The organism is Wolbachia endosymbiont (group A) of Norellia spinipes, from assembly GCF_964273535.1.
In genome coordinates this window covers 1,187,737-1,213,081 of the sequence record NZ_OZ187006.1, presented here as the reverse complement: position 1 = coordinate 1,213,081, position 25,345 = coordinate 1,187,737, and the positions used below count along the sequence as shown (strand labels likewise).

25 protein-coding genes, 1 other RNA gene and 2 pseudogenes are annotated in these 25,345 nt (G+C 34.8%); 15 read left to right on the top strand and 13 right to left on the bottom strand.

All coding sequences use genetic code 11. The features are described from left to right. Window positions 1–297: 297 nt before the first annotated feature. Both ACFZP3_RS05945 and ACFZP3_RS05940 read right to left on the bottom strand, forming a co-directional pair. The gene (locus tag ACFZP3_RS05945; protein WP_253309324.1) at window positions 298–774 is read right to left on the bottom strand and encodes an RDD family protein; all 477 of its coding nucleotides are present in this window, start codon (window positions 772–774) and stop codon (window positions 298–300) included. Between the two features lie 22 nt (window positions 775–796). After that, window positions 797–1,276: an RDD family protein gene (locus ACFZP3_RS05940; protein ID WP_264687985.1), complete on the bottom strand. Its 480-nt coding sequence runs from the start codon at window positions 1,274–1,276 to the stop codon at window positions 797–799. A 143-nt stretch (window positions 1,277–1,419) separates the two neighbouring features. Between ACFZP3_RS05940 and icd the strand changes: the two genes are divergently transcribed. From icd to ACFZP3_RS05910, 6 genes and pseudogenes are all read left to right on the top strand, one after another. Next, complete coding sequence (icd, locus tag ACFZP3_RS05935) at window positions 1,420–2,838, top strand: isocitrate dehydrogenase (protein WP_253309322.1); 1,419 nt, start codon at window positions 1,420–1,422, stop codon at window positions 2,836–2,838. Between the two features lie 27 nt (window positions 2,839–2,865). Continuing rightward, window positions 2,866–3,504, top strand: coding sequence for an endonuclease III (gene nth / locus ACFZP3_RS05930; RefSeq protein ID WP_253309321.1), 639 nt, complete (start codon window positions 2,866–2,868; stop codon window positions 3,502–3,504). 152 nt (window positions 3,505–3,656) lie between these two features. Beyond that, window positions 3,657–3,758 (top strand): IS630 transposase-related protein, encoded by a 102-nt coding sequence (locus ACFZP3_RS05925; protein WP_253309320.1) that lies wholly within the window; start codon window positions 3,657–3,659, stop codon window positions 3,756–3,758. Between the two features lie 52 nt (window positions 3,759–3,810). After that, a pseudogene (locus tag ACFZP3_RS05920) lies at window positions 3,811–4,095 on the top strand (IS630 transposase-related protein); the annotation flags it as partial. 54 nt (window positions 4,096–4,149) lie between these two features. Further along, window positions 4,150–4,275: a hypothetical protein gene (locus ACFZP3_RS05915; RefSeq protein WP_264687987.1), complete on the top strand. Its 126-nt coding sequence runs from the start codon at window positions 4,150–4,152 to the stop codon at window positions 4,273–4,275. A gap of 57 nt (window positions 4,276–4,332) precedes the next feature. After that, window positions 4,333–5,563, top strand: a pseudogene (locus ACFZP3_RS05910) (IS256-like element ISWpi15 family transposase). A 44-nt stretch (window positions 5,564–5,607) separates the two neighbouring features. Here the strand turns inward: ACFZP3_RS05910 and ACFZP3_RS05905 are convergent. The 4 genes from ACFZP3_RS05905 to nuoE form a co-directional block, all read right to left on the bottom strand. Next, the gene (locus ACFZP3_RS05905) at window positions 5,608–6,381 is read right to left on the bottom strand and encodes a hypothetical protein (protein WP_386087034.1); all 774 of its coding nucleotides are present in this window, start codon (window positions 6,379–6,381) and stop codon (window positions 5,608–5,610) included. 2 nt (window positions 6,382–6,383) lie between these two features. Then, on the bottom strand, window positions 6,384–7,451 hold the full coding sequence (locus ACFZP3_RS05900; RefSeq protein ID WP_386087033.1) for a hypothetical protein: 1,068 nt from the start codon (window positions 7,449–7,451) through the stop codon (window positions 6,384–6,386). Window positions 7,452–7,594: 143 nt separating this feature from the next. Next, window positions 7,595–8,806 (bottom strand): tRNA guanosine(34) transglycosylase Tgt, encoded by a 1,212-nt coding sequence (gene tgt / locus ACFZP3_RS05895; RefSeq protein ID WP_386087032.1) that lies wholly within the window; start codon window positions 8,804–8,806, stop codon window positions 7,595–7,597. Continuing rightward, window positions 8,807–9,307, bottom strand: coding sequence for an NADH-quinone oxidoreductase subunit NuoE (gene nuoE, locus ACFZP3_RS05890; protein ID WP_253309317.1), 501 nt, complete (start codon window positions 9,305–9,307; stop codon window positions 8,807–8,809). 342 nt (window positions 9,308–9,649) lie between these two features. Here nuoE and ACFZP3_RS05885 point away from each other — a divergent pair, with 342 nt between their 5' ends. From ACFZP3_RS05885 to rnpB, 3 genes are all read left to right on the top strand, one after another. Beyond that, window positions 9,650–10,099 carry a hypothetical protein gene (locus ACFZP3_RS05885; RefSeq protein ID WP_265016635.1) on the top strand — a complete coding sequence of 150 codons (450 nt, stop codon included), beginning with the start codon at window positions 9,650–9,652 and terminating at the stop codon, window positions 10,097–10,099. Between the two features lie 261 nt (window positions 10,100–10,360). Further along, window positions 10,361–12,553 (top strand): hypothetical protein, encoded by a 2,193-nt coding sequence (locus tag ACFZP3_RS05880; protein ID WP_386087031.1) that lies wholly within the window; start codon window positions 10,361–10,363, stop codon window positions 12,551–12,553. Window positions 12,554–12,710: 157 nt separating this feature from the next. Next, window positions 12,711–13,059: RNase P RNA component class A (gene rnpB, locus ACFZP3_RS05875), an RNA gene on the top strand. A 48-nt stretch (window positions 13,060–13,107) separates the two neighbouring features. Here rnpB and ACFZP3_RS05870 read toward each other — a convergent pair. Next, on the bottom strand, window positions 13,108–13,878 hold the full coding sequence (locus ACFZP3_RS05870; RefSeq protein WP_386087030.1) for a response regulator transcription factor: 771 nt from the start codon (window positions 13,876–13,878) through the stop codon (window positions 13,108–13,110). A gap of 325 nt (window positions 13,879–14,203) precedes the next feature. On the opposite strand from ACFZP3_RS05870, the gene ACFZP3_RS05865 reads away from it, so the two are divergent. The 4 genes from ACFZP3_RS05865 to ACFZP3_RS05850 are packed head-to-tail and all read left to right on the top strand — an operon-like array spanning window position 14,204 to window position 17,637. Further along, entirely contained in the window at window positions 14,204–15,187 is a 984-nt protein-coding gene (locus ACFZP3_RS05865; RefSeq protein ID WP_253309313.1) for an NAD(P)H-dependent glycerol-3-phosphate dehydrogenase, read from the top strand. Window positions 15,188–15,206: 19 nt separating this feature from the next. Beyond that, a complete protein-coding gene (locus ACFZP3_RS05860; protein WP_265016633.1) occupies window positions 15,207–15,689 on the top strand; it encodes a phosphatidylglycerophosphatase A in 483 nt (160 codons plus the stop codon). Beyond that, complete coding sequence (locus tag ACFZP3_RS05855; protein WP_253309312.1) at window positions 15,679–16,458, top strand: GNAT family N-acetyltransferase; 780 nt, start codon at window positions 15,679–15,681, stop codon at window positions 16,456–16,458. Before ACFZP3_RS05860 ends, ACFZP3_RS05855 begins: the two co-directional genes overlap by 11 nt. 42 nt (window positions 16,459–16,500) lie before the next feature. Then, on the top strand, window positions 16,501–17,637 hold the full coding sequence (locus ACFZP3_RS05850) for a hypothetical protein (RefSeq protein ID WP_386087029.1): 1,137 nt from the start codon (window positions 16,501–16,503) through the stop codon (window positions 17,635–17,637). A gap of 3 nt (window positions 17,638–17,640) precedes the next feature. Here the strand turns inward: ACFZP3_RS05850 and ACFZP3_RS05845 are convergent, their stop codons facing one another. The 6 genes from ACFZP3_RS05845 to ACFZP3_RS05820 form a co-directional block, all read right to left on the bottom strand. Then, the gene (locus tag ACFZP3_RS05845; RefSeq protein ID WP_253309311.1) at window positions 17,641–18,429 is read right to left on the bottom strand and encodes a succinate dehydrogenase iron-sulfur subunit; all 789 of its coding nucleotides are present in this window, start codon (window positions 18,427–18,429) and stop codon (window positions 17,641–17,643) included. 86 nt (window positions 18,430–18,515) lie between these two features. Next, window positions 18,516–18,968, bottom strand: a complete 453-nt coding sequence (gene ybeY / locus ACFZP3_RS05840; RefSeq protein WP_253309310.1) for an rRNA maturation RNase YbeY — start codon at window positions 18,966–18,968, stop codon at window positions 18,516–18,518. Beyond that, complete coding sequence (locus ACFZP3_RS05835) at window positions 18,962–19,360, bottom strand: EVE domain-containing protein (protein ID WP_253309309.1); 399 nt, start codon at window positions 19,358–19,360, stop codon at window positions 18,962–18,964. Before ACFZP3_RS05835 ends, ybeY begins: the two co-directional genes overlap by 7 nt. Beyond that, entirely contained in the window at window positions 19,360–20,556 is a 1,197-nt protein-coding gene (gene ftsZ, locus ACFZP3_RS05830; RefSeq protein ID WP_386087028.1) for a cell division protein FtsZ, read from the bottom strand. Before ftsZ ends, ACFZP3_RS05835 begins: the two co-directional genes overlap by 1 nt. A 231-nt stretch (window positions 20,557–20,787) precedes the next feature. Beyond that, window positions 20,788–21,240: a hypothetical protein gene (locus ACFZP3_RS05825; RefSeq protein ID WP_386087027.1), complete on the bottom strand. Its 453-nt coding sequence runs from the start codon at window positions 21,238–21,240 to the stop codon at window positions 20,788–20,790. An 84-nt stretch (window positions 21,241–21,324) separates the two neighbouring features. Further along, window positions 21,325–22,833, bottom strand: coding sequence for a YifB family Mg chelatase-like AAA ATPase (locus tag ACFZP3_RS05820; RefSeq protein WP_386087026.1), 1,509 nt, complete (start codon window positions 22,831–22,833; stop codon window positions 21,325–21,327). Between the two features lie 125 nt (window positions 22,834–22,958). On the opposite strand from ACFZP3_RS05820, the gene ACFZP3_RS05815 reads away from it, so the two are divergent. Both ACFZP3_RS05815 and ACFZP3_RS05810 read left to right on the top strand, forming a co-directional pair. Further along, on the top strand, window positions 22,959–23,798 hold the full coding sequence (locus ACFZP3_RS05815; RefSeq protein WP_265016630.1) for a polysaccharide deacetylase family protein: 840 nt from the start codon (window positions 22,959–22,961) through the stop codon (window positions 23,796–23,798). Continuing rightward, window positions 23,753–25,309 (top strand): penicillin-binding transpeptidase domain-containing protein, encoded by a 1,557-nt coding sequence (locus ACFZP3_RS05810; protein ID WP_264687761.1) that lies wholly within the window; start codon window positions 23,753–23,755, stop codon window positions 25,307–25,309. The genes ACFZP3_RS05815 and ACFZP3_RS05810 overlap by 46 nt, the downstream gene beginning before the upstream one ends. Window positions 25,310–25,345: the final 36 nt, after the last annotated feature.

Genomic DNA, 25,345 nt, shown 5'->3' with positions numbered 1-25,345 from the left:
ACTGTCTTAAACGCTTTATAAGCGCGTTTCAGCTTATATAGGTAGAAACCTAGAAGTTTTATAAAGACATGAGGTGCACATAGTGCAAAAATTAAGCATGATTTACGCCAAATACATTAAGTTTTTTGTCATTAATCCACTGCAGAGATTGCGAAGATAAATAAATAGCTTCAGTGTTATGATAAGGGGGCTGGCGGAGTTTGTAAAGTAATTTTTTGTAGCTCTCATGGTTTTTGGATTCTAACTAACGTCACGCGCTGGAATAACACCCTTGGTGGTAACAACTAAAGAAAAATATCAACTAGGTTTATAATCTATCACTACCGTGTTTGCAATTTTGTCATGAAAAGCTTGTTTATGTTCATCATCTACTGCACATACTAAAACTAGGATTAGTATAGCTAAAAGTAAAATAGGATTATAAAGCGATATACAGTAAATTATGAAAAAAGCGATGGTTCTTTTTATTGCTTGTATTAGAGTGATCTGCTCAAGTGTATCTTTGTCTCTTACACGCATGCTAAATAACAAGTGCCCTAGAGTGCCGCCAAATTTTACTAGCATGAATATATGAAATATACATGGTATCATTAAAAATAAAGAAAATACAATCGTGGTGATTACAATTATTGCACCCATGATCCCTTGTATTACGTGTGTAAGTGAGAAACCTACCGCCATTAAAGCAAATGGTATTGCGATAAATAAAATACAATCAACTATAAATGCTAGAATACGCCTTGTCATTTTTGAGTAGTTTACGTTTTTATCCATACACTGCCTATAAAGAAAAATATCAACTAGGTTTATAGTCTATTACCACTGTTTTTGCAATTTTATCATAAAAGGTCTGTTTACGTTGGTCAAATATTGCAAACATTAAAACTAAAGTTAGTATAATAAAAAGGCATCCAGAAACATAGCCAGGCAGAAGATAAGACAGAAAATTATAAATAACCCAAATGCCTTCCCTAAAAATGTATCTTATTGTTGCTTGCATTAGAGTAACGTTTTTAAATGTATTTGCATCTTTTATACGTACGCCGCACAGTAGTCTTCCTGGAGTGCAACCGTACTTCGTTATTGTTAATATATTAAATACTATATATGTTATAAGCAGTGTTGCCATAAGGATTATCCTATGGGTAGATATATCATCTACATCGTAATTTAGAAAAAGGAGTGAAACAAGTGCTATTATCATCCATAAAACACCGTCGATCGCACATGCTGAAACTCGCCTCAGAATCCCTGCATAACTTACTTTAGTATCCATACTCTGCCCATGTTCTACTGTGACATAACTAGTATAAAAATATGTTATTAAATAACCGTAAATATACTAATTTGGATAATACTAGCTACTTGTGCCACTCTGTTATTTGAATTAATATTAAATCATTTATAACTAGGAAAGTTATGTCAACACCAATCACAGTTGCATATGGTGATGGTATCGGACCAGAAATCATGGAAGCGGTGCTGTCGATATTGCGCAAAGCGGAAGCAAAAATCTCAATAGATATTATTGAAATAGGTGAGCGTGTTTATAGTAAGGAATGGTCTCACGGAATTTCTCCAAGTGGTTGGGAATCAATTGAAAGGACAAAAATATTATTAAAATCTCCAACAACAACTCCTCAAGGTAAAGGCCACAAGAGCTTAAATGTTGCACTCAGAAAAAATCTAGGGTTGTATGCAAATATCAGACCATGCGTTTCATATCATCCTGTTATAGAAAATAAATTCGATAAGTTTGATATCGTAGTGATACGCGAAAATGAAGAGGACGTTTACACCGGAATAGAGCATAGGCTCACTGGTGATTCTTACCAATGCACTAAAATTATTACTAGATCTGGCTCAGAGAAGATATGCAGGTATGCTTTTGAATACGCGAAAAAACACAACAGAAAAAAAGTAACTTGCCTGACTAAAGACAACATAATGAAAATGACTGACGGAACTTTCCATGCAGCGTTTGATCGCATTGCAAAGGAATACCAGGACATAAAGGCAGAACATTATATAGTTGATATTGGAATGGCACGTGTTGCCACAGAACCGGAGAATTTCGATGTTATAGTAACTGAAAATCTATATGGCGACATATTATCAGACATAGTGGCACAAACCTCTGGATCTGTGGGACTCGCTGGAAGTAGCAATATAGGTAATGAATATGCGATGTTTGAAGCGGTTCATGGTTCTGCTCCTGATATTGCAGGAAAAAACATAGCTAATCCTTCTGGTCTTTTAAATGCTGCAGTGCATATGCTAATTTACATAGGTCAAGTGGGTACTGCAAAACTAATCTACGATGCATGGCTGAAGACTTTAGAGGATGGAATACACACTGCCGATTTGTATAAGGAGAAAAGAAGTAAACAGAAAGTTGGTACAAAAGAATTTGCAGAAGCTGTTATAGATAATCTAGGAAAGAAACCTGCAACATTACCTGAGCTTATAATTAGCAGTGGTTCAGATAGTAAAATAAATAAAGTACAAGACAATTACGAACAAGATTACAAAGTTAAAAAGCTAGTGGGTAGTGATATAACGCTTGCTTGGGACAAATCCAGCAATTTTGATCAAATAGTAGGATTAAATAATCTGCAAATGATAGCAATATACTCAAAAGGACTGGCAATTTGGCCAAGAAGCTCAAAATCTTCAAGCGATCAAATAACCTGTAGGTTTATCGCAAATAATGAAAAGAAAACTATTACAAATATTGATGTGAATAACTTGCTAATCAAACTCGAAGAAAATAGCTTTGACGTGGTGAGAATGGATAAGTTGTATTTATATGATGGGAAAGAGGGGTTCTTTTCTTAATTCTTTAAAAGAGGTGTGATAAATGAAATGGATTCAAAAAAAGTAGAATTGATATTTGAAAAGTTTCAACAATCAAATCCTATACCGAAAATAGAGCTAAATTATACCAATCATTTTACGTTATTAGTTGCAATAGTTCTATCAGCGCGGACAACCGATGTCAGTGTTAATAAAATTACAAAGGAGCTATTTAGTATCGCTGATACGCCAGAAAAAATGCTGAGCTTTGGACAAAATGAGCTGAAAAAATGTATAAGCAGTATTGGTTTATATAATTCCAAAGCAAAAAACATAATCGGGCTCAGCAAAATATTGATTGAGCAGTACAATAGCAAAGTGCCTACTGATTTCGATGATTTGGTATCTTTACCAGGGGTTGGGAGAAAGAGCGCTAATGTGTTCTTAAATTCAGGACTTGGTATTCCAACATTGGCAGTTGATACTCATGTTTTTAGAGTAAGCAATAGACTTGGACTTGTGAGAGAAAAAGATGTGTTTAAAACAGAGCAATCTCTTTTAAATGTAGTTCCAAAAGAATACCTGCTTTATGCTCATCACTGGCTAGTTTTGCATGGTAGATATGTTTGCAAAGCGCAAAAGCCTTCGTGTGAAACGTGTATAATTCATGATTTGTGTGAGTTTGAATGCAAAAGGTATAAAGTCTAGCACACTATGATCCCTTTCTTGTCACTCCGATATTCCTTCCTTTTATCATCCGAGTAGCTGACGCTGGGATCCAGGTTGCTCATAAGCAAACTATAGTATTTTCAAAAGCGAATGATAAAGGTATAATATGTTTTTTTAAAGTAGGGAAAGCGATGGTATATAGTGTAGATTTAAGGGAAAAAGCAGTGTCTTTGGTAGAAAAAGGAAAGTCAAAGGTTGAAGTTGCAGAGGTTTTTGAGATAGAAACTATATAGATGGCTAAAAAAGAAAGCTACTGGCCAAGGTCTCAAAGCGGTAAAAAGTACTGGTTTTATTCGGAAAATAGACCCAAAAATACTTGTAGACTATGTTAAAAAACACCCAGATCACACACTAGCAGAAATGAAACAAAACCTTGGCTTTGGAATAAGTGCAATTTGGTATAGGTTAAAACAGCTAAAAATAACCTTAAAAAAAGTCACATTCTATCAAGAGCGCAATCAAGAAGATAGGCAGCAATTTATCGATAAAGTCTCAAAAATAGACCACTGTAGCATTTTATATATAGATGAAGCAGGAGTTGATAATAGACTATACCGAGAATATGCATGAGCTCCAAGAGGAGAAAAAATATATGCTGATGTTCCAGGAAAAAAGTGGGAAAGAGTGAGTATAATAGGTGGATGGATTGAAAAGAAGTTTATTACACCAATGACCTTCACAGGAGGGTGTAATAAAGATGTATTTAATGTATGGTTAGAGCGAACCACAATTGCAGGGAGTGTTAAATAAACTGTGTCAAACCGAAAAAAAAGTAATAAATTGATATAAAAAAATGGAGGTTTGACAATGAGTCAGAAAGTAGTAAACAGAACTACCGGTTTGGTAGATTATAAAGAATTAGAAACAAATATCCTGTCGTCTATACGAGAAGGAAGACCGTTGACAGGGAGAAATGGAGCATTAACACCGTTTATAAAAAAGTTGCTGGAGGTAAGCCTGGAAGGTGAAATAGAAAACCACTTGTCGGCTGAAAGCGAAGAGAATAATCGAAGAAATGGGAGGAATGCAAAGACTTTACGTACAAGCGCAGGGTCATTTGAGCTTTTGACGCCAAGAGATAGGGAAGGAAGTTTCGAACCACAAATAGTCAAAAAAAGGCAAACAAACTTACATCCAGAGCTTGAAACGAAGATTTTGAGCACATTTGCCAGTGGTATGGGCTATAGAGATATAGTGTCACATGTTGAGGAAATTTATGATCACAAAATATCGGCGGCAGAGATATCAAGTATTACTGACAAATTGCTACCAGTAATCAACGAATGGCGTAGTCGCCCGCTGCAGTCTGTATATCCGATAGTTTTCATGGTTTTTTAAAGTCAAAGAGGACGGGCATTGCGTAAGTAAATGCATGTATAACATATTAGGCATAGATCAAAATGGCAAAAAAGAAGTATTAGGTTTTTATTTGGCTGAAAGTGAAGGAGCTAACTTCTGGTTGGGAGTGCTAAATGACCTCAAAGAAAGAGGAGTAGAAGATATCCTTATTGCCTGCGTTGATGGGCTGAAAAGCTTTCCTGCAGCTATAAACAGTGTCTTTCCTAATGCGGAAGTGCAGATGTGTATAGTGCATCAGATACGCAACTCACTGAAGTATGTGGCCAGTAAAGATGCGAAGAGTTTTTTGAGCGATTTAAAGAAGGTATATCAAGCTTCAAGCAAGGAAATTGCCGAGAATTATCTGTTGGAATTGGATGAAAAATGGGGCACAAAGTACCCTATGGTTATAAAATCTTGGCAGAATAATTGGGAAAACTTGTCTGGTTATTTTAAGTATTCTGGTCCAGTTAGGAGGATAATCTACACCACCAATCCCATAGAGGGGCTACATAGGCAAATTAGGAAATTCACTAAGACCAAAGGCTCATTTACCAGCATAAATGCCTTGTATAAGCAGGTATATTGTGCTATAAAGAAGGCAGAGGAAAAGTGGACGATGCCTGTACATGATTGGGCATTAACTATCTCTCAACTTGATGTTTTCTTTCCTGGCAGATTGAAAATTAAGTTGAACTAAAAATGCGGTTTGACACAGTTTATTTAACACTCCCTGCTTAAAGCTTAGTGTATTCTGTTATATCGATTTGGCTGCTTTACAATTGAAGCAATGTGCTGTGAACTACACGCTTCTTTTATATTGCTTCTAGGAGGAGATGATGATGCTTGACCTTGAGGTGTAGTGCTGCTTGCAGGATTCAAGTTTTTATTTTTCTTTTGCTGATGATAGTTCCATGCTTCTTGAACGGTTTGATGTGTAGGTTCTCCATCATTATAGTTTCCTCTCACAGAGTTTGAGTTTATGTCTTTCTTTTGCGGAGGATAATTCGATGCCTCTTCACGAGTCTGGAATATAGGCTCTCCATCATTATAGTTTGAGTTTATATTTTCCTTTTGCAAACCAGCGTTCAATAATTTCGATATCTCTCGCCCTAGCTGATCACCTTTATAATTATTGTTAAGATCTTTGATTTTCTCTTTTTTCTCGATTATTTGAGCTAAGGACTCGACAATAATATCTTTGTTTATTCTTGAAGCATCTATTGGCTTACTTCCTTTGACAGTAATTTCACTACTTCCTTGCTTACTACTTACATTATAGCCCTGCCCTTCAATTTTTGTTGCCACTTCTCTTCTAAATAAATTGCAAATAGCATTTATTACCTCTTGAATACAATCTTTAAAAAAAGCTTTGATTGCTTTAAATTCCTGTGCTAAGGAGATAGTCTCAGTGTATACTTGTTTTTTATTCTCACCATCAGTAACCATACCATCACTTGATTTCCTTTTTTGAGGAAGTGATGGTGATGCACTCTTATGTATAGGCTTTGCTTGCACTTTTAATGCACTCTTAATATCTTCAAAATTTTGGTATAACTTTCCTCTGGCACTATTTTTGATGCCTTAAATCCCTCTATTACTCGATCCGAAGCATCTTTTATTATCTCCTGAACCTTTTGAATATCTATTTGCTTACTCCCTTTGACAACAATTTCTTTTCTGTCCTTATTGCTCACACCATAGCCTTGCTCTTTGAGTGCCCTTATCGCCTCCTCTTTAAACAAGTCTTGAACACTATGTACTTCTTTCCTTAATTTATAACCATTGTTAATAAGAACAGACTTAATTGTCTCCATTTCTTTCTCTAAGGAAACAGTGCTTTTATTAATCTTAGCATATAGCGATTCTTGTTCCCTTGAGTTTTCATAATTTGGTTCTTGTATCAAACTGGTATTGATAAACTTTTGTACCTTTCCTAGATAACCAACATTTTTATCCTCTTTAGGTACTCGCACACCTTCAAATTTGATTTTTTGTATCTCTTCAATACTCAGCCCATTTTTTTCAAGCCATTCCTCTCTTTTACTCATTGATGCAACAAACTCATTAATCTTTTGAATATTTTTTACATCATCATCAACTAGCATGACAGTTTTTGGCAACTCACCATGTTTATCCTTATACTCCACAATTGCCTTACAGATGTGTAAATTTTTTCCAACTTGATTTTTTTGTTCTTTGAGACCTTTTGGAAGCTCATTATCATAATCTCCTGGAAACCCACCAAATACAGAAATACCGCCTGCTTGTTCTTTAGATAAACCCAAATGATTCTCTACAACCCTTCTCACAGCGTCTGAATATCCTGTATACGATGCGATATTAACTTTCACTCCATTTGAAAGTGCAGATTGCAACACAGATTTTAATGTCTCCTTATTTTTTACTCCGCCTGTATTCTTTAGAAAATTTCCTATATCAGTATTGTTCACTGCATATTCTGCACCAGAATTGAAATCACTTTTTTTGAACCCGGAGTGTTTACCGGAGAAAATATTATGCATGTGTCCATTAGTAATAGTGTTATCAAAATCAAATATTAATAGGGTATTATTTCCTTTAGCCATATCTTCACCTCTAATCCTTACAAATCATATGGGTAGAGACTAACATTAATAGATTAATTATTTATTATAACCTTTCTAATTAATAGTGTGATAAATAAAGTAAATATAACAAGAAGTAAAAATCAACGGCATAAAGAAAAGACTTAAAGAGAGGCCAAATCAAAGTGCAATGGTATTTCACTAATCCAATTATTTTTCTCTTGATCTAGCCTATCATCCAATATTGCCTGCCTTATAGATGCCATTAACTTATTCATGAAGAAAACGTTATGAATGGTAACGAGTGTGTAAGCCAGGAGCTCTTTAGCTTTCAGTAAATGGTGTATATAAGCTCTTGAATGCTTTCTGCAGGTAAAACATAAGCAGTCACTTTCAATTGGGTTATTGTCCAGCTCGAATTGTTGATTTCGCAAATTAATATGCTCTTTGCACTTTGAAGAAATAGAATCTCCATTTTTTACTTTAATAAGCGCACCACCATGCCTTGCTAAACGGGTTGGATGCACGCAATCAAACGTATCAATTCCAAGACTAACTCCGCGAAAGATGTCCACAATTCCACCAATACCAAGCAAATGAGTAGGCCTATCTTTTTTCAGATGGTCCATAGTGAAAGAAACTACATCGTACATCTGCTCTTTACTTTGACCAAGTGATCCACCTATTGCTTGACCAAAAAATGGCAAATCGTTAATAAAATTACAACTTTCTCTACGTAAATCTTGATATACTCCGCCTTGACTAATTCCATACAGTGCCTGCTTGCCATTATTGTTTTTTTCAAATTCATTTAAAGAACGTTCAGCCCATTTGTGGCTCATGAGCATTGATTTTGCTGTGTATTCTTTGCTTATGTGAAATGGAGTACATTCATCTAAGACTAAATCTGCACCTAGTTTCTGTTGAATTTGTATAGACTTTTCAGGAGTCAAGCAATAAGTTTTACCATTAATGTAAGAACGAAAAATTGCCCCATCCTCATTAATTTTGATCAGAGTTTTTTGTTTTTTTCTTATTCCTTTTATCTCTTCCGAAACTGATCCGTGCCCTAAGCTAAATATCTGGTATCCACCAGAACCAGTGAGCATTGGTCCACTCCATCCCATCATCTTGTGCAAACCACCAAGTTTTGCTACGGTATCTTCCCCTGGTTGGAGCATTAGGTGATAGGTGTTGGAAAGTATTATCTGAGTACCTGCTTCACTAATTCTCTCGATATCTGCAGCTTTAATTGCAGCTTTTGTTGCACAGAATATAAAAGCTGGTGTTTCTACGCTTCCATTTGGAGTTTTAATTGTTCCAACTTTTGCAGAACCTGATTGCTTGATTATCTTGAATGCAAATTCTTCTTTCATCTATTTGCCTGAAAGTTCTGTTATGATGTTTTCTACTTTCTCAGGAGTAAGATTTTCATAGAAGTCATTATTGATCTGCACAACGGGAGCATTAACGCATGCACCTAGGCATTCAACTTCTTTTAAAGTGAACAAATTATCTTTAGTAGTCTCACCGATATTGATTCCAAGTTTTTTTTTAAAGGTATTTAAAACTTCTTCACTATTGCACAACCAGCAAGGAGTTGTTCTACAAATTTGTATTAGATATTTGCCTACTGGTTTTAAATTATACATGGTGTAAAAATTTGCCACTTCATATACACGAATATGTGGAATATGCAGCATATCAGCAACATAACGCATAGCAGATTCAGAAACCCATCCGCATTGCTCTTGAACCAGGTATAGTAAAGGCATGACAGCACTACCTTCTCTACCTTTGGGATACATCTCTATAAACTTTTCCGCTTTCTTAAGGTTTTCTGATGTAAAACTAAACTGCTCTTTTTTTTCTATCATTCATGAGACTCGTGTAAACTTTACAGATTATACCTGTAGAACCAATGATTGCAATTGTTGGTTTTTTGAGAAATAGCATTTTGCAGTATCATACTACCCATACTGCCCAACTTGTAAATTCTTTTGGCTTGGCCATAGGATCCAGTTAAAAAATCTGATCATGCGCTAACTTCAATTGTTTCATAAGTTTGTTTTAGTAAATCTCAATTATTTTAGCTACAGCTAACTACTTTAAAAAAATGCTTAAGAAATTATAGTATATTATTTATAAATACACTATCTTTGACATTTATTATAAATGTTGTGTATGATAAACTATATTTATTAATATGAGGTTAAACTATGAGTAAACAATTAAATTTATGGATAAAAGAAACTGGTGAAGAGAAATTTAAAAATTTTCTCACATCACTAGATAAAGAAAATCTTCAAAAGCATGCCACAACTATTTACAGAAATTACGAACAAAGTTACAATGAAAAGTATTTCATGTACAACAAAATTGGTTCTGGTGCAGTAGTAATAGGATCTTGTGCTCTCATTCTGCTATCTCGATATTTCGATCTAAGAGAAAAAGTGCAAAAACCACTTGAATACATGGCACTTGCAGCAATTGTTATCTTTGGAGTTGGATTTCTATACTCACTTTATCAAGAACATGAATATAAAGCCTCCAACAAAAAGGGAGAATATGTATCAGATCACGAAAAACATAAGGAGCTTCCTGAGGTTCAAACAATTATAGATGAGCTAAAGGCAGAAGCCCTATTAGGGAGTAAAAAAGAAATTTAGCCAAAACTTAAGATTCCGCTACTTGTTAGCGGAATCTGCATAAGACATAACGAATAAAAATTTACCTTTAAATATAGATTATAGGGTTTTGAGAACTCTACCTTCCTTTCATCTATAAAACTTCTTAGCCATTTTCGAGCCTATACTTACTTTTTAGTATAAAATAAAGACGTTAATTTTTTAATTTTAGTTAAAATTTTCATTGACATTAACACACAGGAGTAATCATAATAGCATTTTATTAATATTTTAAATAAAATTATGTCTATATTAGGAAGATTGCTCGGGATCAACTCAAATACACCGGAAGTTAAAGAAGCGGTAGGTTTTAACCCAGCAAACGTAGGGTTGATTGAAGGAGATGGAGTCGCTTATGGACTTAGCTATCAAGATAATGGTAATGGGAGCAGTAAAGTAAAATTACTTATTAGTCCATTATATCAATCAAAAACATACGAATGGGGTACAAATGTCAGCGTAGTAAATGAATTCAAAGATCAATTGTCTCTCACATTAATAGAAGATTCATCTGAAACAGATAAAGTTGGAGTTATCTTTCCTACAGAAGAAATTAACAAAAAAGAAAAATGCATCAAAGGCTTAACATTCAACACTTACGAAATCAAGCATTCAATTAATGTTCCCTTAGTTGAATACGTAGGAAAAGTAAAATTATACAAGAACATTAATAGAGATAGTCTTGCAAATGAAGACAATAGCTACTTTCAACCAAAAGCAGTAAAAGTTGGTAATGGTAATGTTATTGTAATTGCTCATAACTTAAAGGATCAAACTTTAGTTTCTTGGTATTTACAATCAGACACAAATGGAAAATTTAAGGTTTTGCGTGAAAAAAACGGTCTTATAGAAAGAAAATTATTCAAATTTGATAATCCAGGGCAATTAGTACTAGATGAAAATACGATACTTTATTCGCAAGTGAGAAAAAATAGTATTGAAAATCAAGAAGTAAGAACAAATATTTTTAAGTTCGATATGGCTAAAGTGGTTAAGGATCTAAAAAGTGGCAAGAAAGATGAATGTTTGCTTAGTAAGAGATGTCAGATAGATAATAAAGCACTATCTCTTTCCAGAGAATATGAAATAAGCTTTTTACAGTATGTGAAACGAACTGAAGGCAATGATCTAGTTGCCTTTCTTGCAGAAGACCGGTTGTCTGATAAACAAACGTTACATTTAACAAGTCTTGTTAAGAATGGATCAAAATCGAACTTTACTATTTGCGAATTTGCAGATTCTATAGAGCAATTGTACGTTAAAGACAATGGTCAAGACAGTTTTATTGTAACTGCAATAAGTGAAGAAAACATCGCAATTTTCAATCATCAAAGATTTGAAAAACCTTCTAAGGTAACAATAATACCGGCAAGTAGTATCAAAACTCTCAGTGATTTTGTTGATATCATTAACGGTCGATTGACACCTGATATCATTTCTAGTAGTACCGTGGCTCCTGTAACTATTACAGAAACGGTTGTGACTTCTAAGAAAACGCTGACTGCTGCAATTACTAGCACAACAGAAACCGACACTGTAAAGACTACCAAATTAACAACAGAAGCATCAACTACCGTTGCACCTACTTCTACAATAAGTAAACCTTCAACAGAGTCAACGACTCAAACAAGTACAGTAACAGTGGAGCCAACAACAGAAGCCGTTGCACCTACTTCTACAATGAATAAACCTTCAACGGAGTCAACGACTCAAACAAGTACAGTAACAGTGGAGCCAACAACAGAAGCCGTTACACCTACTTCTACAATGAGTAAACCTTCAACGACTCGAACAAGTACAGTAACAATGGAGCCAACAACAGAAGCCGTTACACCTACTTCTACAATGAATAAACCTTCAACGGAGTCAACGACTCAAACAAGTACAGTAACAGTGAAGCCAACAACAGTAGCAAAAACAACTACTACTTCACAAGTGACCACGGTTGCTACAACGTCAACTAGTGTGCCAATAATAAACTCAGAGAAAACTATACAAACAGTATTTAGTATACCAAGTACTAGAACAAAAGAGTCAACAACTCCTATATTTACCACGACTTTACTTCCTCAACCTACTTCTTCACCACAGCCTACTCAACTTGCTATAGGGTCTAATAGGGCAGGAATGATAGGAGGATCTTTGATTGGAACAATAGGTATTGCTGGAATTATAGGATTTATAGCATATAAATGTATTAAGAAATATCACGGTTATTATAATGCTGCTCATGTGTTAGAATTAGCTGATTTGGAATCGCATTCAAATAGCAGCAATGAAGAAATTTTTTTCACCCATAGCAGAACAAGCAGTGATAATAACATATCTATACAAACTACGTATCAATCTGAAACAATGCTAGACAGTATATCGGTAGAAAGTAGTAGTAGGTCAAGAAGTAGCTCATCGTCTTCAGGCGGTGGACCAAGCTCTTGACTGACTGAAGCGGAGTCTAAAAGTGAAAAAAGCTTATCTTGGGATAGCGATGATGTGCCGGAATATCACCTTTAGCTATTTGTCTGAATGTTTTTAATATGTAGACTGTTAGGAAATTGTCTTTTGCTTTTGTGATTTTCATGTTAAAGTATAATTCCTGGGTGAAATAAGTAGCTGCTGTTGTGTGATAAACATAGCAGAGGAAAGTCCGGGCTCCAAGGAAAAATAGTGACGGGTAACGCCCGCCGGAGGTAACTCCAGTTATAGGGCTACAGAAAATTACCGCCTAAAATATTTTAGGTAAGGGTGAAAAGGTGTGGTAAGAGCACACCATGGCAATGGCAACATTGGTAGTCGAGTAACCAACACTAGGAGCAAGATTAAATAGAAGTAGATTTTATGTTTTTCTCATATCTACTCGGGTAAATCGCATGAGGTAAATGGTAACATTTACTCCAGATAAATAGCTACATAAACAGAACTCGGCTTATATTTCACCTAGGCGTCACATGATACGTGCGATATAAGCCATGCTATATTTAAGTGTAGGCATTTCATGCGTTGTCCTTCACTTGTTCTTCTTGATAGCCATAACTACTTTCGCCTACATTAACATTAGAATATTCTTCATCATCAATATACTCTTTCAGAACATACCCTCTGCCCCAAACGGTTTCTATGTGGCTTTTTCCATCATTTGCACTTTCAAGTTTCTTACGTAATTTGCACATAAAAACATCAACTATCTTGTTATCTGAAGGTTCATCCAAGCCATTGTAAAGATGATTTAAGAACATTTCTTTTGTTAGTACTGTTCCTTTACGCAGTGCTAGCAATTCTATCATAGAATACTCTTTATTAGTAAGGTGAACCGTTTTACCTTTCACCTCAACAATCCTGTGATCAAAATTGATATTTATATTACCAATCTTTATCACCGATTCAGGATGGCCTTTAGTACGACGCACTATGGCCTTAATTCGAGCTAATAACTCGCTTTTATGAAATGGCTTGGTTAAGTAATCATCTGCACCATACCCAAGCCCTTTAGCTTTGTGATTGACAGCGGATATACATGAAAGTATTAAGACAGGAACTTTGATTTTTGCACTTCTTAGTCTTAACAATATATCATATCCGTCAATATCACCAGGCAAGTGTATATCTAAAATAACTAGGTCATAGTAATCTCCGTTTGAGGAAACCATATTATTGTTATAATCTTGTGCAGAAGTAACAACGTCACAGAAGTGTCCATCAGAAGTTAAGGCATTAACCACAGTCTTTGCACTTACTTGATCATCTTCGATTAATAATATACGCATATTTTACACCCCATAAATAATTTATAATTTTAGTAATATATATAACTAAGGAAAGTAATAAATCAAATCTTTATTAACAAATGATCAAAATTACACTTATTAATTAATAATAAATATATTGTTCCAAAGTTATATAAATAGATCTAAAATGTAATAGATATACCATGGTAGTAATAATATTTTTAGTAAATATTGAATTAAAGTTACTATTATTAAAAGAATACTTCGGTTAATAAATATTTAACTATTCTATATGTCTGTGTTATATTTTTAATTTACTTATCCTACTGTTTTAAAGTATAAGTAATACTTTCAGGAATATTGTGTGGCAATATCAATTTTAGGTGCTGGTGCATGGGGTACAGCAATCGCAATTTCACTCAGTAGTAAGAAAGATGTGATTTTGTGGACTCGCAATGAAACTACATTTGAATCAATCAACGGGAAAAGAGAAAGTGACAAGCTACCCGGTTGTCGAATTTCTGATAATGTGTCAGTAAAATTGGCTATTGAAGACACAATTAATGCTTCAGTAACAATCCTCGCTGTTCCCACTCAATCTCTGAGGGAGGTATGTCAGCAATTGCATAATTGTAATCTGAAAAAAGATGTAGCAATAATTTTAGCTTGTAAGGGAATAGAAAAGTCTACATTAAAATTACCTAGTGAAATAGTAAATGAAGTTTTACCTAACAATCCTATTGCTATTTTTTCAGGCCCTAGTTTTGCTGTAGAAGTTGCAAGAAAATTGCCCTATTCAATGGTTCTTGCATGCCGAAATAACATATTGGGTTCAAAGCTAGTATCAGAACTACAGCAAGAAAATGTTAAATTACGCCTTAGTAGCGATGTTATAGGGATACAGGTTTGTGCAGCGTTAAAGAACGTTTTTGCTATAGCGTGTGGGATTGTTCTAGGTAGTAAACTTGGGTTTAATGCTCATGCAGCATTGATTACGAAAAGTGTAAGCGAAATTAAGGCTTTATACTCAGCAAAAGTTGGTAACGGTAATGTGGATATAAATACACTACTTGGACCGGCATGTCTGGGTGACCTAATTATGACATGCACATCCTTGAATTCAAGAAACCTATCTTTTGGGTTTAAAATAGGTAATAGTGACAATGGCTTTAATGTTCAGCAGATTTTGTCAGAAGGCAAGTCAGTGATTGAAGGTTTTAGCACTGCTGAGCCCATATTTAATTTAGCAAGAAAGCTAAAGATAAAAATGCCTATATGTGAAGCGGTCTATAGATTATTGTATGAAAGCGCCTCTATAGAGGATACTATTTCTGTTCTTGTAAATTAGTTTTGTACTTTGGTGTATTGTGAAATTTTTATATAAATTGATATCAACATGGTGGCTGTCTGGCACAGTAAAAAAAATGCCAGGTACCATAGGCAGCTTAGCTTCTTATCCAATTGTTCCTGTGATACTGAGTGACAGAATTTTAGGTGCAGCAATTATTTTTTTTTTATTTTTGATTGGACTATGGTCTATAGGCAATTATATAAAACACTACAAGACTTCATGTGATCCAAAAGAGGTAGTAATTGACGAAGTAGTTGGTCAATTGCTGACAATACTTTTAGTTTCGATATTATTAAGCCAAGAGATGAATTGCTCTTCATTGTTGTTGTGCTTTTTTTCTTTTAGGTTTTTTGATATAATAAAAACGTGGCCTATAAATTTGATCGATAAAAATACCAAAGGTCCTTTAGGTGTTATGCTAGATGACATTATAGCTGCAATTTTAGCCTGTGTTCTTATAGGAGCCTTTTATTGTTTATTGTTGATGTATGCAGGATAAAAAAATTTATTATTCAAGCTTAATTGTTCAAAATTTAAAGGATTATATACTGTACACAGCGAATTTATCTGAGTGGGAAGTACACGATGAATTTGATAACGTTACATTTACAATAAATGGTACTAGGGAGTCATTATTTAATTTTGTGTTCTGTGGAGATCAATGTACCGAGCTTTCTATACAAAAAACTCTAGATTATCTCAGAACAAGAGATATAGAAGCAACATGGGTAATAAATTCACATATGAAAATAAGAGATATTTTAGAAAAGTGTGAAATAAAACACGTTAGCACACCAAAAAAAGCTTTACTTAATATGAAAAATTACTTTTTACCTGCTGATGTTATTCCAAACTTGAGGTTAAATGCTGTAAATGGTAGCGACCTCTTAGAACAGTTAGATTTACACACTTCTAAAATTTTTTATCATGGTGTTGGAATTGTCAGCACATTTTTTCGCGGATTATCAAATTATGATGATAAAAACTCAAGATTAAGATTTTTTCTTGTAACACTAAATAGTGAAATTATTGGGACATGCGGTCTTTATGTTCAAGACAGTGTAGCTGGTTTTTATAGTGATGGAGTTTTACCAATTTACAGGAATCGTGGAATAGGTACCCAAATGGTTTTAGAAAGAATAAAGATAGCTAAACAGCTTGAATGCAAATATATAGTAGCACATTGTATGAAACCTTCTGTAAACCTTTATAAGAGATTGGGCTTTCAGATGTTAGGCAATCTTTACTTATATAACTCTTCAGCATAATTCTGAGCGGTTACAAGTTTTTACATCTGTTTTAGAAGTGCTATGTTTTTTTTGTATGAAGTGGTTTTAATATTGATTCTAATATTATTCTTTCTCTCTTATTCTAAATTAAAAATTAGTAATAAGATTAAGAACTTACAACATCGAAATGTTATCATAAATAATTTAATTGATACTGTGAATGATGGGTTTTATATTTGGGATGCAAAAAAGCGTATAGAAAAGTTCTCTCCCAACTTACTAATTTTGCTTAATACTGTTTTTTACTCATTTAATGAGTTTGTGAATTTTTTTGAGCAATCAGAAAGTTTAATTAAAAATTTTGCTGAGGCAAAGGAAATAAATAAATCTTTTACTCTAGATTTAAAGTCAAAAGACAGTGAGGTTTATTGCATATGTTATGGTAGAAGCATAATAGATGATTCTACCAATGTGATTGGTGTGCTGTTATGGATAAGGAATGTCTCAGACTGTAAAATAAAAGCTCACGGACTTGAGCTAGAAAATAGTAAGCTTACACAAGAAGTGGAGGGCTATAAAAATGTTTTCAACTCTTTACCATTTCCAATACTAAAATATAACAAGAATAGAAAGGTAGAATTTTATAATTTGTTTTATGATAAATATGTAGATGGCTCTAAGAAATTTGCTATTACCAGTAGCGCTCATAGCACAAAACCAGGAAGGCATGTCGTAACTTACAAGAACGAACCTAAGGTTTTCGATTTTGTTAAAATTCCAATACAAGGTTCTGGTAGCATAGTAATGTATGGGAAAGATGTTAGTGATGCAGAGAAATTATATACTGAATTAAACAGTTATTTAGCTACACAGAAAAATTTGCTTGAGAGGTTGCCGGTTGCTATAGTAATATATAGTAAGAATCAAAAGCTAAAATTTTATAATAATGCTTTCATAAAAACCTTTCAATTTGACCCAAAATTTTTGGCATCTTACCCAACTTATCATGAAGTTATGCTTTACCTCTTCGAATCTAAAAAGCTTTTAGAAAAAGAGGATTTTCAAACTATTAGTAACCAAAGACATGAGTTATTCAAAAAATTATTTGCATCGTATGATGATACGATGCATTTCACGAATGGAAAAGCGTTCAGGGTATTAACAATACCCTACGCTTCGGAAGGTTTGCTGTTCTCTTACGAAGAATGCAAAAGATGATACTTAAACTCCTTCTTTCTCTACCATGAGCTGTTTTACTTTCGCTATTGCTCTTGCTGGATTAAGTCCTTTAGGACAAGTTTTTGTGCAATTCATTATTGTATGACAACGATACAACTTGAATGGGTCGTTTAAAACATCAAGTCTTTCACCTGTCTTATTATCACGGCTGTCAGCAATCCATCTGTAGGCTTGTAATAGTATTGCTGGTCCTAAAAATTTATCACTATTCCACCAGTAGCTTGGGCAACCAGTCGAACAGCAAGCACATAATATACAGTCGGACAAGCCATCTAATTTTTTTCTATCTTCAGGAGATTGAGAGTATTCTTTATTTGGTAGGGCAGGCTTATCTGCTTGTAACCAAGGTTTAATTGATTTGTATTGCTCATAAAATTGGCTCAAGTCCGAGACTAGGTCCTTTATCACATACATGTGAGGTAATGGATATATTTTTACATCACCTTTTATATCGTGTATAGATCTAGTACATGCAAGAGTATTGGTTCCGTCAATATTCATGGCACAAGATCCACATATGCCTTCTCTACAAGAACGTCTGAAAGTTAAAGTCGAATCTATTTCATCCTTTATTTTTATTAATGCATCAAGTACCATAGGGCCACAACTATCCATATCAATAAAAAATGTGTCTATTCTAGGGTTTTTCTCGTCATCAGCAGACCAACGGTAAATTTGAAATCTTCTGATGTTTTTTGCTCTAGCAGGAATAGGATAAATTTTGCCCTTTTGATTAATTTTAGAATTCTTTGGCAAAGAAAACTGAACCATATCACTTACCTTTTATTGTTTATAGCTAAAACCCTTTGTAGATAACATATTTTATTATCATCTACTATATTTTTATTAAATTCCTTTTAAATCGCGCACATATTGTAGCCAAGCGAAGCTAAAATTTCTCTTTCTAGATTTTTCATTATAATTTCTTCATCTTTTTTTTGGTGATCATGACCAAGTAAATGCAGTAATCCATGCACTAACATGTGTGCAATGTGAGCAAGAATAGGTATACAATACTCATGCGATTCTCTTTTTATTGTGTCTATTGAAATTGCTATGTCTCCTAAATCGCACTCATTAGACAATTGTTCACACGGAAATGATAGTACGTTAGTTGGCTTATCCATTTCTCTAAATTTTAAATTAAGTTGATGTAGCAAATCATCATCAGCCAGAGCTATTGATATATTTGGTTTATAGTGGTCTATTTTTAATTCTTTTAGAGAAGCATTGATGACACCTAATACAAAATTTTTAGGATTTTCTATAATGCTGCACCATTTCTTGTCAAGAATATTTACTTCTAACATTCACTCATCCTTATTACTTCATTCCATTCAATTTCCGAAACTGGGGCAATTGATAAACGTGGTTGTTTTAATATAGACATATTTTTCAAAAGTGGGTTTTGTTTTATATTATTTAACGTTACTTGGTTATTTAAAGGTTTCAAAAACTTTACATTCACTAATCCGAACTTGGGATCATTAATATGATAATACTCTTTAAATACTTCAACGATTCCAAGTATTGCTTTCTCTTTACCTGTATGATAAAAAAACGCAAGATCGCTTACTTTCATAATTTTCATGTAATTTTGAGCTTGATAATTGCGCACGCCATCCCACTCAACTACCTGCTCCTTTTCCATTTTTTGCCATGAATATTCACTTGGCTCTGACTTGAGTAGCCAAAGTTGCATTATTTTTTTCTTCTTAAATAAGCCGGTATATCATAAACATTGCTGCCCCATTTAGCTCCTTCGCTTACCTGTTCAGTTGGTTTTGTTTCCAGTGTTCTGTCTTGCGTACTTTCACTGTGACTATAGGGCCACTTAAATTTCTCTTTCTCTGAGTCTTCGCTCTGACTTATAGGTGAAGTTTCTGACTTATTATTGCGACCATCAATGCCAGTTGCAAGAACAGAAACTCTAACTCTTCCCTCCATCGCTTGATCAAAAGTAGCACCAAATATTATATTTGCATTTTCATCTACTTCTTCACGCACTCTATTGGCTGCAGCATCAACTTCAAACAGAGTCATATCTCCGCCACCAGTAATGTTAATTAATATTCCTTGCGCACCTTTCATTGATACATTGTCAAGCAATGGATTGGATATTGCAGCTTCCGCAGCACTAATTGCTCTATCTTCTCCTTCTGCCTCTCCGGTGCCGATCATCGCTTTGCCCATCTCGCTCATTACTGTTTCTATATCAGCGAAGTCAAGATTAATAAGCCCTGGCATGACCATCAAGTCAGTTACTCCTCTGATGCCAATATGCAGAACATTATCAGCAAGTTTAAATGCATCAGAAAATGTAGTTTTTTCATTTGCAATTCTAAATAAATTCTGATTTGGAATGACAATAAGTGTATCCACGTATTTTTGCAGTTCTTCAAGTCCAAGCTCTGCAATGCGCATGCGGCGCACACCTTCAAAACCGAACGGTTTAGTTACAACTCCAACAGTCAATATCTTTTTTTCTTTTGGCGCTCTATCCTTAACTGCAGCTCTTGCTTCTCTGGCTGCTTTTGCAATTACCGGTGCTGCACCGGTTCCGGTACCACCGCCCATTCCTGCTGTGATGAAAAGCATATGACTATCTTTTATATGCTCCATAATTTCATCGATTGATTCTTCTGCTGCACCTTTCCCAACATCAGGCAAAGCACCAGCACCAAGACCCTTAGTTAAATTAATGCCAAGCTGAATTTTTTTATCACATAACGACTTTTCTAGTGCTTGAGCGTCGGTATTTGCGACAACAAAATTCACTCCTTGCAAATTAGATTGGATCATGTTATTCACAGCATTTCCACCAGCACCACCCACTCCCACAACGGTAATCCTTGGGTGTAATATAGGTAACTCCGGCAGACTAAGATCAATAGACATTTAAATTACTCAAATTTAGCGAATTCACTTGATAGTAAGTTACCGCTTTTTTAATAATATGCAAATACTTTTCACTTCTATAGGCGTAAACAGTAAACGGGATTTACTTATTCTTAATATTTATACTAATAAGTGCTATTTTATAATTACTAGATTTTTGGATGATATTACTTCAAAAAAATGTTTATAAAAAGGGACAGAGACCTATCCCTTTTTGTTTTGTTGAAGTTATTATACACCTTTTTCTGCTTTGTTCGATGCTTCAACCACAACATCTTTTAATTTTGAGGCAACTTGATATGTTCCATAAAGAACAGCAGCTGCAGCAATTGTCATTATGGCACCTGCAACTATCTGACCAGCAACACCTGTTCCGATAAATCCAGGTAATGAAGCAGCTATTGCTTGATTTGTCCCAACAAAGTAGCTGGCAGTCTTAGCAAGAAACCCAGAAGCTTCTGCTGCACTAATAAAGCCTGCTTTCATATGCATTGCTGTAAAGACAACACTTGCAACTGCAACCGGAAATAATGCTGTTCTTAACTTATTATCCTTAATATACTGACCAAGCCCACCAGCAGCACCTGTAACTCCCCAGTGTCCATTATCAGGGTTTTTATATCCCTCTGAAATAGCGTGAAAAACACTATGTTCTTGTTCGTAATTATATTCTGTTAATGCCATAACTCTACTCCTTAAATAGAATGTTAAAATTTCATTAAGGGCAGTATATAATGAAACAAATTGTCTGTCAAGTAAACTAATTTTTTAATATATCCTTATTCTGTAATTCAGCGCTTCAGCAATGTGTGCTCTTTTTACTTCTTCACTTTTTGCAAGATCTGCAATGGTTCTTGCAACTTTTAATACGCGTGTGTAGCCTCGATTGGAAATGTAATTTTCTTTCAGTACGTATTTTAGCAATTCTAACCCTGCCTGATCTGGTTCAGTAAATTTATTAAATGCTTCACCGCTTACTTCTGCGTTACAACGAACATTCAATTTACTATAACGCTCAGTTTGAACTTTTCTTGCTGCTATCACTCTTTCTCTTATGATTTTAGTACTTTCTCCCTCCACAGAGATTTCAGGAGAGAGTATGCTAACGTTTGGCATTTCAATGCATATGTCTATTCTATCAAGCAATGGTCCTGATATTTTGTTTTTGTAATCTGTGCCACACTTTGGAGCTTTGTTGCACGATCTACTTGCATCTCCCAAGTAACCACATCTGCAGGGGTTCATCGCAGCAATCAGTTGAAAATTTGCAGGGTAGGTTATGTGAGCATTTGCCCTTGCAACGGTAACTTTTCTATCTTCAAGTGGTTGGCGCAGAGAATCAAGCACAAGTCTTGGAAATTCAGGTAGCTCATCAAGGAATAACACGCCATTGTGAGCCATAGTGATTTCTCCAGGTTTTGCATTCTTTCCTCCCCCTATCATTGCTGGCATAGAGCATGAATGATGAGGTTCACGAAAGGGGCGAGTTACTTTGAATATTTCATTACCAGTTTTTGTTATGCTGGAAATAATATTAACATCAATCATCTCCTGTTCGGTCAAATCAGGCAGCAATCCTATAAAGCGCTTAGCAAGCATTGATTTTCCAGTACCAGGAGGGCCAACAAGAAGCATATTATGCCCACCTGCTGCTGCAATTTCAGCTGCTCTTTTTGCAACAACTTGGCCTTTGATATCCTTTATATCGGGAACCAATCTTTTTTCTTTGGGTGCATCACTATAATTAAAAATTACTGGCTGAATTAATTGCTCACCCTTAAAGTGTCTGATAATATCAGTTAATTTCTCTATAGCTAGAATTGAAACATTCTTTACCCATGAAGCCTCTACTCCATTTCCCCTTGGGCAAATCACTCCTTTATTTGCCTTTTTTGCATTAATTGCTGTTGGCAGCACTCCTGAAACTGGAATAACTCTGCCATCAAGAGCCAGTTCACCCATGATTATATAAGACTGAACTTTTTCAACTGGTATCATATTCATTACAACAAGTAGTCCAATAGCGATAGCCAAGTCATAATGACTGCCTTCTTTCAGCAAATCCGCAGGGGAGAGATTAACTGTAATTCTTTTTGGAGGTAGTAGTAGATTGATTGAATTTAACGCTGCTCTGATGCGCTCTTTGGATTCCGCAACAGTTTTATCCGGCAATCCAACAATATTAAAAGCTGGAATACCATTTGCCATATGAATTTGTGCATTGACATTTACTGTGCTAATTCCCTGAAGCGCAACGGTATTTATATTTGCAATCATAATATATTATATAAAATTGTTAATATAATATATTAAAGAAGTGATGAAGTAAAGGCTACAGCAATTAAAGATGGCTTAACTTAGCAAAAAAGTGCATAGTATCCTATCACTTTGCTGATTACAAAATGTTTATAAGGATAATAACTTTTCTTTTGCTATACTCAAGCGCGGTTTTCTGTGGTGATTGTAATTTTAATTTACCATACTGTGGGCTCAGTTGTAATCTGGATCTATCATATAGAAATTTAAGTAATATAAAAAAATTGTTGAATAACGACGATAAGTTTGTTGCGCTTACGTTTGATGATGGGCCTTCCAACAATAGAGTAAACGATATTATTAATGTTCTGGAAAGCTATGAAGCAAAAGCAACGTTTTTTGTGCTTGGTGAACGTATAAATAAAAAAACATATGAGATAGTAAAGAAAATCCATGAAGCAGGTCATGAGTTAGGCAATCACTCTTGGTCGCATAGGAAGTTGACATCACTTTCAAGTGAGGAACAATTGCAAGAATTGGAAAAGACAAATACAGCAATTAAAAATGCAATAAAACAAGATGTAAAATGGTTTCGCCCGCCATATGGATGTCATGACGATAATCTGATTGAAAATACTGATCAATTAAATATGTATTCAATATTATGGACAGTTGATTCGCTAGATTGGCAAGGTGATAAACCAGAAGCTTTAGTTGAAAGAGTTTTAAGTAATGTACATAATGGAGCAGTTATACTGTTTCATGATCACAATAACAGATCAAACACAATTGAAGCTTTACCTCATATTATTAAAATACTAAAAAAATCGGGTTACAAGTTTGTTACCTTAAGTGAGTGGGAGGAAAGGGTTTGTAATACGGTAAAAGCCAGAAGTGTAACAATAAAAGAGGGGGAAAAAGTGCGTTTTGAAGGAATGTTATGTGGACAAAAAACAAAGTCTTTAACCGCAGAGCATTCATATTAGGTGGTATTCAGCTTACCATTTCCGCTATTTTTAGCTATAGGTTATATAATTTACAAATACGAAACAGACAAAAGTACGAAGCACTATCTAATAGTAATAGAATAAGAGTCGCTACTATTATGCCTCAGCGGGGCAAAATTTTAGATAGGAATAGCACTGAACTTGCGGTAAACAAAATTTCGTATGTTGTTCTGTTTGATGGGCAAAAAACTTCTGGTGAGGAGGTCGATTTGCAAACATTATCAGAAGTCGAGTCTAAAATAGCAAGATCGTCAGAAACAAAAGTAACTGCTCTTTATAAACGTTATTACCCGTTTGGTTCAATATGTTCTCATGTAATTGGATATACAAAAAGACAGCAAGGCATAAACGAAGTAGGAATCAGCGGTATTGAATATACATATGATCATATATTGAAAGGCAAGTCAGGAAAATCTGAGCAGGAAATAAATTCTAAAAAACGCGTCATAAAAGAATTATCAAGCATACCACAACAAGACGGACAAGATATACAGCTAACAATTGATATTAATCTGCAAGAGAAAATCGCAAAGGTATTTAAAGATCACCAAGGCTCCGCAGTGGTAATTGATGTAAGTAACGGAGAAATTTTAGCACTATATAATTCACCTTCTTACGATAATAATCTTTTTGCTAGCAGACTATCAAATGAGACTTGGGAAAGCTTGAATACTCCTTCATTACCACTTGTGAATCGTGCATTGTCGTATCAAATTCCACCTGGTTCAATATTTAAAGTAATAGTTGCGCTTGCGGGTTTAAAAGACGGGATAATAATACCAGAAGAGAAATTCTCGTGTAAGGGCTATATGAAAATAGGTGAGCGGAAATTTCGTTGCCTGAAAAGCAAAGTCCATGGGTATGTATCTTTAAATGAGGCAATGGCATTATCATGCAACACTTACTTTTATAACATAGGAAAAAAAATAAGTGTAGACTCTCTGGTGGAAATGGCCAGAAAATTTGGTATTGGCGGTGGGTCGCTGATTGGAACGTTTAAGGAAGAAGCTCCGGGATTGTTGCCCGATAGAGATTGGCGCGCACGAAAACTATATTCGCAGTGGTATTTAGGTGACACTATCAACTTAGTTATAGGACAAGGGTATTTGCTTACAACACCACTGCAGCTTGCAGTTCTTGCAGCGAGGATTGCAACAGGAAAAGAGGTAATTCCCCACATTGAAATGAGTAATACAGTGCAAAATTTCCCTGACATTGATGTAGATTATGAGCATTTTAGCATAATTCGAAAAGCTATGTTTGACGTGGTGAATTCTAACTATAGAAAAGGGCTAAGCAGCATACAAATTGCCGGCAAAACCGGTACACCAGAGATAAACTCTAAGGGTGAAAGTCATAAGTTATTTATCGCTTATGGTCCTTACCATAACCCGCGCTACGCAATCTCTGTGTTTATAGAACACGGCAAAGCCCCGCGCCAAGATGTTGCTATGGCTAATGAGATATTTCAATACATGCTTGAAAAGTAACTATAAATATTATGGCTATTACTTGTCGTGTATTAT